Origin of the sequence: Agromyces mediolanus (assembly GCF_023715325.1) — a bacterium.
In the GTDB taxonomy this organism is placed as follows: domain Bacteria; phylum Actinomycetota; class Actinomycetes; order Actinomycetales; family Microbacteriaceae; genus Agromyces; species Agromyces mediolanus_A.
In genome coordinates this window covers 1-12,155 of sequence record NZ_JAMBNX010000006.1, presented here as the reverse complement: position 1 = coordinate 12,155, position 12,155 = coordinate 1, and the positions used below count along the sequence as shown (strand labels likewise).

Below are 12,155 nucleotides of genomic sequence, written 5' to 3'. Positions count from 1 at the left end.
CTCCAGCCCTCATCGAAGCAGCTCGGAGGTATGGAAAACGTCAGCGGAGTCCTTGACGCCGCTATGACCGGGCTTCGGATCAGCTGGGGATGCCCGCGACCAGGCGGGCCACGAACGGGAGGACCCCGACATGCCCACCGCACCCACCGCCCTTCGCCTGCTCGGCGCCGCGTCGCTCGTCGGCTTCGCCGCGCTGCTCAGTGCGTGCACCGCGGCGCCCGGCGCCGACGGCGCCGCCGAGAACGGCGGAGCGCTGCAGAACAGCACCTACGAGCAGCAGTACGACGACTGGCGGCTGAAGTACGACGCCTGCATGAAGAAGTCCGGCATCGAGCTGCCGAAGCCCATGGACACGGGCGAGGGCGGCCAGGCCGTGACGCTCGACGCGGGTGAGATCGACTTCGACGCGTTCCAGGCCGCCGACGAGGACTGCCGGGGCGAGGTCGGTGACCCGCCGGTCGACCCCGACGCCCCCACCATGGAGGAGATGTACGAGCAGCAGCTCGTCTTCGCGAAGTGCATGCGCGAGGCCGGCTACGACTACCCCGACCCCGCGCCGCCGAGCGAGAACGGCATGTCGGCCGCGATGGCGATGGCCGACTACGACGAGGCCGACCTCGACCGCTGCAGCGAGGCCGCCGGATTCGGGACGGGCGAATGAGACGCCGCTGGCTGCTGCCGGTCGCGGGGGTCGCGGCCGCCGCGGTCGTCGCGGCGGGGATCTGGATGCTCCGCCCGGACCCGCAGGCCGAGGCCGACGCCGGGGCGGACGCGCCGACGCCCGAGTCCGCCGAGGTCACGGTCGGCGACCTCGTCGAGACCGCCCGGGTCACCGGCGAACTCGGCTACGGCGGCTCGCGGAAGCTCGCCTCGACCCTGCCGGGCACGGTGACCTGGCTGCCGGGACTCGGCGAGGTGATCGGGCGCGGCGGGGTGCTGCTCCGCGTCGACGACACCCCGGTCGTGCTGTTCGCGGGCGAACTGCCCGCCTGGCGGGCCTTCGACGAGGGGATGAGCGACGGCGCCGACGTGCGTCAGCTGGAGGAGAACCTCGCCGCCCTCGGCTTCTTCGACCGCGAGCCGGACGAGGAGTTCACCTCGCGCACCGCCTCCGCGATCGAGGACTGGCAGGAATCCCTCGGGCTCGAGGAGACCGGCTCGATCGAGCTCGGACGCATCGTGTTCTCGGCCGGCGACGTGCGGGTGCGTGCGCTCGAGGCATCCGTCGGCGACGCCTCGGGCGGCGCCGCGATCGAGGTGACCGGGACCGCGCGGGAGGTCGCCCTCGACCTCGACCCGACGCTGTCGAGCACCGCACCCGTCGGCGGGAAGGTGGAGCTGCGGCTCCCGGGCGGGGCGACGACGACCGCGACCGTGCAGTCGGTCGGCTCCCCCGTCGAGCGCGACGACGGCATGGGCGGCAGCGCGATGAAGCTGCCGGTGCGGTTGAGCCTCGACGACCCCGCCGCGGCCGCCGAGTTCGGCGAGGTCAAGGTGACGGCGACGTTCAGCCACGTGCTCGCGAGCGAGGTGATGCTCGTGCCCGTGACCGCGCTGCTCGCCGTGCCGGGCGGAGGCTCCGCCGTCGACGTCGTCACCCCGAAGGGCCTCGAACGCGTCGAGGTGGAGCTCGGCTCCTTCGCCAGCGGGATGGTCGAAATCGTGTCGGGCGAGCTCGAGGCCGGCGACCGGGTGGCGGTGAGCGCATGAGCGCGCCGGTCCTCGAACTCGTCGGCGCGAGCCGCGAGTACGGTTCCCCGCCGACGCTCGCGCTCGATCGCGTCGACCTCGTGATCCGCCGCGGCGAACTCGCCGCGATCGTCGGCCCGAGCGGCTCCGGCAAGTCGACGCTGCTGAACCTGATGGGCACGCTCGACCGGCCCACCGCGGGGACGGTGCGGGTCGACGGCATCGACGTGCGCACGCTCGGGGATGCCGCGCTGAGTGCACTGCGGGCGCGCACGATCGGCTTCGTGTTCCAGCAGTTCCACCTCGCCGACGGCGTGACCGCGCTCGAGAACGTCGCGACGGGGCTGCTGTACTCGGGCGTGCGCGCGAGCGTGCGACGGGAGCGCGCCGCCGAAGCGCTCGACCGGGTCGGCCTCGCGCACCGTGCGCGCCACCTGCCCCGGCAGCTGTCCGGTGGCGAACGGCAGCGGGTCGCGATCGCCAGGGCCATCGTGGGCGAGCCGGCGGTGCTCCTCGCCGACGAACCGACGGGCAGCCTCGACAGCCGCTCGGGTGCGACGGTCGTCGGCATCCTCCGCGAGCTGCACGCGAGCGGCACCACCGTCGTCGTGATCACGCACGATCGCGAGCTCGCCGCCGGGCTTCCGCGACGCATCGGCATCCGCGACGGGCGCCTCGACGAGCGGGCCGAATCGGGATCGGGAGCGGCGGCATGAGCGCGCCGCGTTCCCGGCTCCGCCCCGCCGATCTCCTGGCGCTCGGCGCCCACGGGGTGCGGGCGCATCCGCTCCGGGCGGCCCTCTCGGCGCTCGGCATCGCGATCGGCATCGCGGCGATGGTCGCCGTCGTCGGGCTGTCGGCGTCGAGCCGGGCGCTCGTGCAGCAGCAGCTCGCCGCGCTCGGCACGAATCTGCTCACCGTCACCGCGGGCGACGACCTGTTCGGCAAGGCGAGCGAACTGCCCGAAGAGGCGACCGGGCGCATCCTCCGGCTCGACGGCGTCGAGACGGCCGCATGGACGGCATCGCTCGAGAAGGTGCACGTCTACCGGAACGCCATGATCGGCCGCGGCGAGACCGGCGGCCTCTCCGTGCTGGCCGCCGACGCCGCGCTCCTCGACGCCACCGGCAGCTCGCTCGCGCACGGGCGCTGGCTCGCCGAGGTGCCCGCATCGCTCGACACCGTGGTCCTCGGCTCGAAGGCCGCGGAACGGCTCGGGGTGCACCGTGCCGGGACGCAGCTCTGGCTCGGCGGTCGCGAGTTCACCGTCGTCGGCATCCTGGACCCCTCGCCGCTCACGCCGGAACTCGACACCGCCGCCCTCGTCACCGGGGAGCGCGCCGCCGAGCTGTTCGGCTTCGCGGGCTCACCGACGACCATCTACGAGCGCTCGGCGGAGGACGCCGTGGCCGAGGTGCGCGAGCTGCTCGCGGTGACCGCGAACCCGGAGGCCCCGGAGGAGGTGAAGGTGAGCCGCCCGTCCGACGCGCTCGCGGCGAAGCAGCTCATCGATCAGGCCTTCACCGGGCTGCTCATCGGGGTCGGCTCGATCGCGCTGCTCGTCGGCGGCATCGGCGTGGCGAACACCATGGTGATCACCGTGCTGGAGCGGCGCCGGGAGATCGGGCTGCGCCGTTCCCTCGGCGCGACCCGCGGGCACATCCGGGCGCAGTTCCTGGTGGAGGCCATGCTGCTCGCCGCGCTCGGCGGGGTGCTCGGGGTCGGTATCGGCTGGGTGGTCACGGCCGTGGTCGCCAGATCGAACGGATGGCTCGTCGCGATGCCGCTCGAGGTGCCGCTCGCCGGGATCGTCGTGACCGTCGCGGTGGGTGCGCTCGCCGGGGTGCTCCCGGCGCTCAGGGCGGCGCGCACCTCGCCGACGGCCGCGCTCGGGCACTAGGCCTCGGGCCCGGCCCGGCCAGGGGGTGGCCGGGCCGGACGGCGGGCTCAGGCCGCGAGGCCGAGCCGGCGCAGATCGTCGCTCGAGGGCCGGTACTCGGTGCCCTCGGCGACGGACGTGTCACGGGGGACGCGGGCGCCGTTGTGCACCTTCGCGTCGGGGCCCACGGTCGCGTACGGGCCGACGACCGCGCTGCGGCCGACGACGGCTCCGTGCCCGATGCGGGCGTTCACACCGATGACCGCCCGCTCGGCGACGATCGCATCGGCCTCGACCCAGCCGCCGTGCTCGATCGATGCGCCGCGCTGCACGACGGCACCCGGATCGACGTAGGCGGTCGGGTCGACGTAGGCCGTCGGGTCGACCTTCGCGGTGGTCGCGACCAGGCCGCGTCCGTTCGCGTGCTTGCGGTAGCGGCGCAGAACCCCGTGCTCGTCTTCGAATTCGACGTAGCTGATGCCCACGTTCCGCCTCCTTCACTGCCAGGACGGACTCTCCGCCCCGAACATAGACACAACACCGGTAGGCGACGGGGTATTCCCGGGCTGATCGGGGCTCTCGGCATCCGCCCGGCCCGCGAGATTAGGCTTGCCTCATGCCCGACGCCCCCCTGCTGCAGCTCGAGGGCGTGCGCATCCGGCACGAGGGTGCGGAGCGCGCCACCCCGGACGGCGTCGACCTCGTCGTCCACCCCGGCGAAGTGGTGCTGCTGCTCGGCCCCTCCGGGTGCGGCAAGTCGACGCTCGCGCTCGCGCTGAACGGGCTCGTGCCGCACGCGGTGCCGGCCGAACTCGACGGTCGGGTGGTCGTCGGTGGCCTCGACACCCGCGAGCACCGCGTGGGCGAGCTGTCCGAACGGGTGGCGATGGTGTTCCAGGACCCGGACGCACAGGTCGTCACGAGCTCCCTGCTCGACGAGGTCTGCTTCGGCCCGGAGAACCTGCTGCTGCCGGTCGACGAGGTGCTCGAGCGCGCCGAGCGGGCGCTGAAGCTCGTCGGCCTCTGGGAGCGCCGGGCCGACGACCCGGCACGGTTGTCCGGCGGTGGGCGGCAGCGGCTCGCGATCGCCGCGGCCCTCGCGATGGGCTCCCCCGTGCTCGTGCTCGACGAGCCGACGGCGAACCTCGACCCGGCGGGTATCGACGAGGTGTACGCGGTGCTGCGGGAGCTCGCCTCCGACCGCGACCACGCGATCGTGCTCGTCGAGCACAACCTCGACGCCGCCGCCGACCTCGTCGACCGGGTCGTCGTGCTCGACGCCGACGGCCGGCTCGTCGCCGACGGCCCCACCCGCGAAGTGCTCACCGGCCGGGCCGAGGAGCTCGCGGCGCTCGGCGTCTGGCTGCCGGTCTCGACCCTCGCCGCGCTCCGGCTCCGCGAGGCGGGCGTCGCGATCGATCCGCTGCCGATCACCCCAGCCGAGCTCGGCGCCGCCCTCGACGCCGCCCCTGCGTTGCCGGCGCCGCGCGACCCGGCGGCCGCGACCGCCAGCCCCGGCATCCCCATCGGGCCGCCCGTGGTCTCGGCCCGCGGCGTCTCGGTGCGCCGCGGCGGCAAGCGCGGGCCGCTCGTCGTGCACGAGGTCGACCTCGAGGTGCCTGCGGGCGACTTCCTCGCGGTGGTCGGGGTGAACGGCGCCGGCAAGTCGAGCCTGCTGCAGGCGCTCGCCGGGGTGCTCGTGCCCGCGGCCGGGCGCATCGAGGCGGCCGGCATCGATCCGGCGACCGCGGATGCCGCGACGCGCAGCCGGTCGATCGGCTACGTCTTCCAGAACCCCGAGCATCAGTTCGTCGCGGGCACCGTCGCCGGCGAGCTCGAGCAGGCGCTCGCCCTCCAGGGCGTGCCGGAGGCGGGGCGGGCCACGGCCGTCCGCCCGATGCTCGAGCGGTTCGGCCTCGCCGAGGCGGCCGCGAGGCATCCGTTCCTGCTCTCCGGGGGCCAGAAGCGCCGTCTCTCGGTCGGCACGGCGCTCATCGCCGGGGCGCCGCTGCTCGTGCTCGACGAGCCGACCTTCGGCCAGGACCGCGAGCGGGCGGGCGAGCTCGTCGCGCTGCTGCGCGAACTGAACGATGCGGGCACCACGGTGATCGCCGCGACCCACGACCTGCAGCTCGTCGCCGACCACGCGAGCCGCATCGCGGTCATGGCCGAGGGCCGCCTCATCGGCATCGGCCCGACCGCGGAGGTGCTCGCGGGGCCGCTGATCGAGCAGGCGGGGCTTCGGCATCCGCCGCTCGCCCGCGCCACCCGCGGCCTGGCGAACCACCCCGAGTGGCGGGCCGTCACCCGCTGGGCTCAGCTCCCCGCCCCGGGCGGCGCCGCATGAGCGCGCTCGGCGAGACCACCGTCGCGCACGGCGGTCCGCTGCGCTCGCTGAACGCGCTCGCGAAGCTCGCGGGCCCGGTTCCGGTGATGATCGCGCTCGTCTTCACCCGCGGGGTGCCGCTGCCGCTCGCGTTCGCCGTGTTCGCGGCGCTCGTGCTGCTCCTCGGGGCACGGCTCGGGGTGCGCTGGATCCTCGTCGTCGTGCTCGGCGTCCCCGCGCTCGCGGCGGTCCTCGGCGTGAGCTTCGGCATCTGGGTCGACCCGGCGACGCTGCCCGCCGACGGCCCCGGCTCCCAGCTCGTGCTCGCCCGGCTCGGCGACTGGCGCTTCACCGGGGCGATGTACCTCGTCGGCCTCGCGACGGCGCTGCGCATCGCGGCGATCATCCTGCTCGCGTTCGTCTCGGGGCTCACGACGACGGGAGCCGAGCTCGTGCGCGCCCTCGTGCAGCAGCTGCGGGTGCCCTACCGGCTCGGCTACACGGCGCTCGCGGCGATGCGCTTCGTGCCGCGCTTCGGCCACGAGCTCGAGGTCATCCGCGCGGCCCGGCGGGTGCGCGGCGTCGACGGACGACGCGGGCCCATCGCGTGGCTGCGCGGCACGATCGGCCTCGCCGTGCCCCTGCTGGCGAGCGCCATCCGGCATGCCGAACGCGTCGCCCTCGCGATGGACGCCCGCGCGTTCGGTGCCCACGACTCGCGCACCGAACGCACGATCAGCCGCTGGCGCGGCCGCGACACGGTGTTCGTGCTCGGCTTCTGGCTCGCCTCGGCGCTGCTGTGGTGGGCGGTCGAGACGGCGGTGGCCTGAGCCGCGGTCACGGCTGAGGCCCGGGCGAAGCGCCCGGGCCTCAGCCGTCGATGCTCAGTGCGCCGGGATCAGCCCGCCGAGGCGGTGTCGACGATCTCGACGACGAAGACGAGGGTGCGCCCGGCGAGCTCGTTCGACTCGCTCGGCTCCGCGCCGTAGCCGAGGGCCGGCGGGATCGTCACGATGAGCTTCGTGCCGACCTTCTGCCCGACGAGCGCCGCGCCGAAGCCCGGAATGACCCCCGAGGTGGAGAACGTCGCCGGCTCGCCGCGCGAGTAGCTGTCGTCGAAGACCTGGCCGTCGTCCCAGGTGAGGCCCGCGTACTGCACGGTGACCTGGTCGCCGTCGGCGACCGTCTTGCCGTCGCCCGGCTCGAGCACCTTCAGCTCGAGCTCGGTCGAGGCATCCACCTTCGGAATGACGACCGTCGGCGTCGTGTCGCCGTTGAAGGTGACCTCGGGCACGTTCTGGGTCCACTCGGCCGGGGTCGGCAGCGGCTCGGGGGTCGGCTCGACGTACTCCTCAACCACATCGGCGACGATCACCACGGTGTCGTCCGCGGCGACGCCGAGGGACTCGTTGCCGGCCTCGCCGTAGAGCGAGGCGGCCGGCGCGACGGTGACGGTGCGGGTGCCGTAGGGCTGGCAGTCGATCGCCGAGCGGAAGGCGTCGAGCAGGCTCGTGTCGCCCATCGCGAGCGGCACCTCCTGGGAGACGATCTGCGCGCCGCTCGTGCCGTTGAACATGGTGAGCATGACGTTGGCGCTGAGGCCCGACTTCGTCTCGTCGCCGTCGCCCTCGATCGCGACGGTGGTCTGCAGCTCGTCGGCGGCGAGCGGGGTGGTGAACTCCGCGGTCGGCGTGGCGCCGAAGTCGCCGGACACCTTGACGGCGTCGCTCTCGGCGCCGGACTTCGCCTCGAAGCAGGCGGCCGCCGTGGCGGCGGGGTCGCTCGACGAGGCGGGCGCGTCGCCGCTGCCCGCGCATCCGGCGAGCACGAGGGCGGAGGCGGCGGCGAGCGCGATGGGCGCGGTGCGGCGCAGGGCGCGGTTCATGAGGTCTCGATTCGTGATGCGGGATCGGTGCGCGAGCCGGCACGACGGTGCAGGCGGCCGGACGCTGTCGCCCCAGTCTGCCGCATCCGCCTTTCGATTCGCTGAGACGGGGCGCGACAGGACGAGCTCCCACCCGCGAGGCATTGCGCCCGCCGCCCCGACGGGGGCCACAATAGTCGGATGGGGGACGAGCAGCAGCAACCCGACGCCGTCCGGCGCTTCGTCCGGCACGCCGACGCCTTCCTCGCGATCGACGAGGAGCTCTGGCAGCCGATCTCGCTCTCCGCGATCGCACGCAGCGAGCCGCAGTTCGGCGAGACGGTGCTCGATGCGTGCTGCGGCACCGGGGCCTCCGCCGTTCCGGCCGCCGAGCTCGTCGGCCCCGACGGCCTGGTCGACGCGGTCGACGCCGCGGCGCCGATGATCGAACTGGCTCGCGCCCGTGCGGAGGCGGCGGGCGGGCTGCCCCGGCTGCGGCTGCACGTGGGCGACGTGCGCGAGTGGGAACCGTCGGGGTACGACCTGGTGCAGTGCGTGCTCGGGGTGTTCTTCTTCGACGAGCTCGACGCCGGCACTCGCGCCCTCGTCGAGCGGGCGAGGCCGGGTGGCCGCGTGGCGGTCACGGTGTGGCAGCACGGTGCCTTCCATTCCTTCCGGCAGGCGCTGGCGGATGCCGTCGCGGAGGTCGGCGGCGGCTCCCCCGGGGCGCCGCAGGACGCCGATCGCACGCCCGGCACCACCGGCGCGGTCGCCGGCTGGCTGCACGGGCTCGGCTTGGAGCGGGTGCGTGCCGACGCCGTGCCGCGGCATCTCCCGCTCGACGGCGATCTCGCTTGGCGCCTCGTGCTCGGCACCGGCCGGCGGAGTCTCCTCGGCGGCCTCGGCAAGAAGGCCAGGCGCCGGGTGCGCGAGCGCTTCACCGCGCTGCTCACCGAGCGCGGCATCGACCGGGTGGATGCCTCGACGATCACCGCCGTGGGGGTCCGACCGGCCTGAGCCAGTGGCATACCTACCTCTAGGTATGGCATGCTCGGGGCATGACCACCGAGGCACGACGCATCCTCATCGAGGCCGCGCAGGAGCTGTACGCGGCGAACGGCGTGGCCGCCACGACCCCGCGCGAGGTGCTCGCCCGCAGCGGCGTCGGGCAGGGCAGCCTGTACCACCACTTCCCGTCGAAGCGGGATCTCGCCGCCGCCGCCGTCGCGCAGACCGTCGACGACACGCTCGGCTCGGCCACCGCGACGCTGCACGGGCCCGCTGAACCGCAACTGCGCATCACCGACTACCTCGAACGGCCGCGCGCGGCGACCGCGGGCTGCCGCGTGGGCCGGCTCACCGCCGATCCCGTCGTCATGGGCGACGACACGCTGCGCGGCGAAGTGTCCCGCTACTTCACGGAGCTCATCGAGCTCGTCGCGCAGGCGTTCGCCGAGCAGGGGCTCGACGCCGCCGCGGCCCGCGACCGGGCGACGACCGCGGTCGCGGTCATCCAGGGCGGGTACGTACTGTCCCGCGCGCTCGACGACGACACCGCGATGCGCTCCGCCGTGCGGGGGCTCCTCGAGCTGCTGGGGGCCGAGGCGTGAGCGGCATGGGCGACTACGAGGTGCTCGACATCGGCGCACTCGAGGCGTGGCGATCGCACCACGGCGGCTTCGACGCCGCACGTTCCCGCGACGGGCGCCGCATCGTCGACCACGAGCTGGCGATGCAGTACCTGGGCATGTCGGCGAACGCGCTCGAACCCGGCGAGGAGGCGGGGTACTGGCACACCCACGCCCGCATCGAGGAGCTCTACGTGTTCCTCGCCGGCACCGGCCAGATGGGACTCGACGACGAGGTCGTCGACGTCGGCCCCGGCAGCGTCGTCCGCGTCGGTCAGGGCGTCTGGCGCACCTGGCGCGCACACCCGGACAGCGCGGGCGAGCTGCGCTGGCTCTGCATCCGCGGCGGCGGCGAACCGCTTCCCCGCCTCCCCGACGACAGCCGGCGCGACCCCGACCGCCCCTCGCCCTGGTGAACGGGGCGGCGCTCGGTAGCATGCGGGAGTGAGCCCGACCCGACTCGGAATGCCCGTTCCCGCCGACGCCCCGCACGCCGCACTGAGCGCGACCCGCCTGCTCGGTCCGGAACTGCTCGTCACGTCCTGGGTGGAGGGGCGGGCGACGATCCGCTTCGGCGTGCTCGATCTCCGCGACGGCTCGTGGCGGGTCGGACGGGGGCTTCGGGGCCTCCTCCGCGACGCCCTGCTGCTGCCGGCCTCGCGGCGCGCCCTGCTGCTCGGCGACGCCGGCCTCGTCGAGGTGGAGCTCGAGTCGCTGCGGGTGTCCCGCACGCTGACCGCCGGCCTCGGCCGCGACCACGCCTGGCTCACACCGGTCGACGACGACACCGTCGCCGTCGGCTCGACGGGCCGCGCGATGGAGACGCTCGTCTCGCTCGATCGCTTCGCCGTCGTCGGGCGCCGCAAGCGCGGCGGGATGCCGGTTCCCGACGCCCGGGAGCGGCGCGCCGGGCTGGCCCGAGTCCTCGACCGGGGCGACGGACTCACGGTCGGCGCGAGCGAGGAGCGGGCCACCGCGCCGCAGCGGCTGCTCCTGCTCGGCGACGGCGAGGAGACGGCGCAGCCGATCGCGGAACTGCCGCAGGGCCTCGTCGACGCACTGCTCGTCGGCGACGGCGTGCTGGCCTCGGCATCCGACCTCGGCGCGGCGCGCTCCCTCACCGCGGTGCCCGGCCTTCGCCCGTCGCCGCCCGGCCCGCTGCCGCTCGAGGCGCTCGCCGCTGCGGCGAGCGCCTCGGCCGAAGCGCTGCTGCGGCCCGCCCGCGGCCGACCGGCGCCGCGCACGGTGCACCGCGACCGCCGGCTCGAGCCGGGCGAGTCGATCGAGGGGATCGTCGCCGAGCGCGTGACGCTCGAGGACTGGCGCGTCGCCCGCGCGGAACGGAAACCGGAACGGCCGCGGCTCAGCGGCATCCGGGTCCGCGACCTCGAGGTGCGGGCCTCGATGCTCGACGGGATGGTGCTGGAGGACGTCACCATCGACGGCCTGCAGCTCGACGACTCCGGCTTCCTCTTCGGTTGCGAGTTCCGCCGGGTGACGCTGATCGGCCGGGTCAGGGGGCTCATCCTCAACCCGGTGCTGCAGGACCCGGACGAGACCGTGGCGGCACGCTACGCCGGGTGGCATCGTGAACGCCTGGACGATCCCGACTGGATGCTCGACCTCACCCGGGCGACGGGCGACGTCACGATCCGCGGCTACCCCGCCCGCTTCATCCGGCGCAACCCGGAGCTGCAGGCGGTCGTCACCGCGGCCGCCGTCTCGGACGGCTCCTGGCGCGAGGTCGACCCCGGACGCTCCGCGCTGCGCGTGTCGCTGCTGGAGCTCGCGCACTCCGGCTGGGAGGACGTCACCCTGGTCGCGAATCCGCACGGCCGGCGCGCCGAGGACGATCTGCGCTACCTCGACGCGCTACGCGCCGCCGGGATCGCCGAGCCCGACTAACTCGGCTCCTCCCCCGTCGCGACCGCTCTGGATGGATCGTTCGACCACTGGCTCCACGAGCCCGGATACAGCGCGGCGGCGACGCCGGCGAGCGCGAGCGCGGCGACCTCGTGCGCGGCGGTGACGCCGGAGCCGCAGTACACCGCGACCGGCCGCTCGCCGTCCGCGCCGAGGGCGGCGAAGCGCTCGCGGAGCGCCTCGGGAGACAGGAACCGGCCCTCGGCGTCGAGGTTGCCGGCGCTCGGTGCGGAGCGCGCGCCGGGAATGTGGCCCGCTGCCGGGTCGACCGGCTCGACCTCGCCTCGGTACCGTTCTGCGGCCCGGGCGTCGAGCAGCACGCCGTGTGCGGGGAGGGCGGCCGCGGCATCCGCGTCGATCACCGGCATCGCCCCGAAGTGCGCGGTCGCGTCGCCCGGCCGGGGCTCGACGTCGCCCGTCTCGAGCGTGCCGCCCGCAGCGCGCCACGCGGCCAGGCCGCCGTCGAGCAGCCGCACGTCGGCGACGCCCGCGTGGCGCAACAGCCACCAGGCGCGGGCGGCGGACTGGTTGCCGAGGTCGTCCATGACGACGACCGCGTCGCCCTCGCGCAGCCCCCAGCGCCGCATCGCCGCGGTGAACGCGGCCTCGTCCGGCAGCGGATGCCGCCCGGCGGCGGGCGAGGGCGGGGCGGTCAGCTCAGCCTCGAGCTCGACGTAGACGGCGCCGGGCACGTGGCCGGCACGGTACGCGGGGCGGCCGTCGGGGGCGGCGAGGCTCCAGCGCACGTCGAGCACGACGGTGCGGGATGCCTCGTCGGCGAGCCGCTCGGCGAGCTCCTCGGCGGTGATCAGGATCGACATGCCTCCAGCATGCCCGCCCGCGCCC

General features: G+C 74.8%; 13 protein-coding genes. 10 read left to right on the top strand and 3 right to left on the bottom strand.

Features of this window, described 5'->3' with window-relative positions:
• Positions 1–130: 130 nt before the first annotated feature.
• Genes M3147_RS11685 through M3147_RS11670 form a run of 4 tightly spaced genes read left to right on the top strand, consistent with a single transcriptional unit; the run spans position 131 to position 3,589 of the window.
• Positions 131–661: a hypothetical protein gene (locus tag M3147_RS11685; RefSeq protein ID WP_251203647.1), complete on the top strand. Its 531-nt coding sequence runs from the start codon at positions 131–133 to the stop codon at positions 659–661.
• Positions 658–1,710 carry a peptidoglycan-binding protein gene (locus tag M3147_RS11680; RefSeq protein ID WP_251203646.1) on the top strand — a complete coding sequence of 351 codons (1,053 nt, stop codon included), beginning with the start codon at positions 658–660 and terminating at the stop codon, positions 1,708–1,710. The genes M3147_RS11685 and M3147_RS11680 overlap by 4 nt, the downstream gene beginning before the upstream one ends.
• Positions 1,707–2,405, top strand: a complete 699-nt coding sequence (locus M3147_RS11675) for an ABC transporter ATP-binding protein (RefSeq protein WP_251203645.1) — start codon at positions 1,707–1,709, stop codon at positions 2,403–2,405. The genes M3147_RS11680 and M3147_RS11675 overlap by 4 nt, the downstream gene beginning before the upstream one ends.
• Positions 2,402–3,589, top strand: coding sequence for an ABC transporter permease (locus M3147_RS11670; protein WP_251203644.1), 1,188 nt, complete (start codon positions 2,402–2,404; stop codon positions 3,587–3,589). The genes M3147_RS11675 and M3147_RS11670 overlap by 4 nt, the downstream gene beginning before the upstream one ends.
• Before the next feature lie 47 nt (positions 3,590–3,636).
• On the opposite strand, the gene M3147_RS11665 is transcribed toward M3147_RS11670, so the two are convergent.
• Positions 3,637–4,053, bottom strand: coding sequence for a transferase (locus tag M3147_RS11665; protein WP_189083430.1), 417 nt, complete (start codon positions 4,051–4,053; stop codon positions 3,637–3,639).
• Between the two features lie 131 nt (positions 4,054–4,184).
• Here M3147_RS11665 and M3147_RS11660 point away from each other — a divergent pair, with 131 nt between their 5' ends.
• Both M3147_RS11660 and M3147_RS11655 read left to right on the top strand, forming a co-directional pair.
• Positions 4,185–5,915: an ABC transporter ATP-binding protein gene (locus M3147_RS11660; RefSeq protein WP_251203643.1), complete on the top strand. Its 1,731-nt coding sequence runs from the start codon at positions 4,185–4,187 to the stop codon at positions 5,913–5,915.
• Positions 5,912–6,724, top strand: a complete 813-nt coding sequence (locus M3147_RS11655; RefSeq protein ID WP_251203642.1) for an energy-coupling factor transporter transmembrane component T family protein — start codon at positions 5,912–5,914, stop codon at positions 6,722–6,724. The genes M3147_RS11660 and M3147_RS11655 overlap by 4 nt, the downstream gene beginning before the upstream one ends.
• A 68-nt stretch (positions 6,725–6,792) precedes the next feature.
• Here the strand turns inward: M3147_RS11655 and M3147_RS11650 are convergent, their stop codons facing one another.
• On the bottom strand, positions 6,793–7,779 hold the full coding sequence (locus tag M3147_RS11650; protein WP_251203641.1) for an FKBP-type peptidyl-prolyl cis-trans isomerase: 987 nt from the start codon (positions 7,777–7,779) through the stop codon (positions 6,793–6,795).
• A 180-nt stretch (positions 7,780–7,959) separates the two neighbouring features.
• Between M3147_RS11650 and M3147_RS11645 the strand changes: the two genes are divergently transcribed.
• Genes M3147_RS11645 through M3147_RS11630 form a run of 4 tightly spaced genes read left to right on the top strand, consistent with a single transcriptional unit; the run spans position 7,960 to position 11,291 of the window.
• Positions 7,960–8,775, top strand: coding sequence for a class I SAM-dependent methyltransferase (locus M3147_RS11645; protein WP_251203640.1), 816 nt, complete (start codon positions 7,960–7,962; stop codon positions 8,773–8,775).
• A gap of 41 nt (positions 8,776–8,816) precedes the next feature.
• Positions 8,817–9,368, top strand: coding sequence for a TetR/AcrR family transcriptional regulator (locus M3147_RS11640; RefSeq protein WP_251203639.1), 552 nt, complete (start codon positions 8,817–8,819; stop codon positions 9,366–9,368).
• A 5-nt stretch (positions 9,369–9,373) separates the two neighbouring features.
• A complete protein-coding gene (locus M3147_RS11635) occupies positions 9,374–9,802 on the top strand; it encodes a cupin domain-containing protein (protein ID WP_251203638.1) in 429 nt (142 codons plus the stop codon).
• 28 nt (positions 9,803–9,830) lie between these two features.
• A complete protein-coding gene (locus tag M3147_RS11630; protein WP_251203637.1) occupies positions 9,831–11,291 on the top strand; it encodes a hypothetical protein in 1,461 nt (486 codons plus the stop codon).
• On the opposite strand, the gene M3147_RS11625 is transcribed toward M3147_RS11630, so the two are convergent.
• Positions 11,288–12,130, bottom strand: a complete 843-nt coding sequence (locus tag M3147_RS11625; RefSeq protein WP_251203865.1) for a sulfurtransferase — start codon at positions 12,128–12,130, stop codon at positions 11,288–11,290. The genes M3147_RS11630 and M3147_RS11625 overlap by 4 nt on opposite strands.
• Between the last annotated feature and the right edge of the window lie 25 nt (positions 12,131–12,155).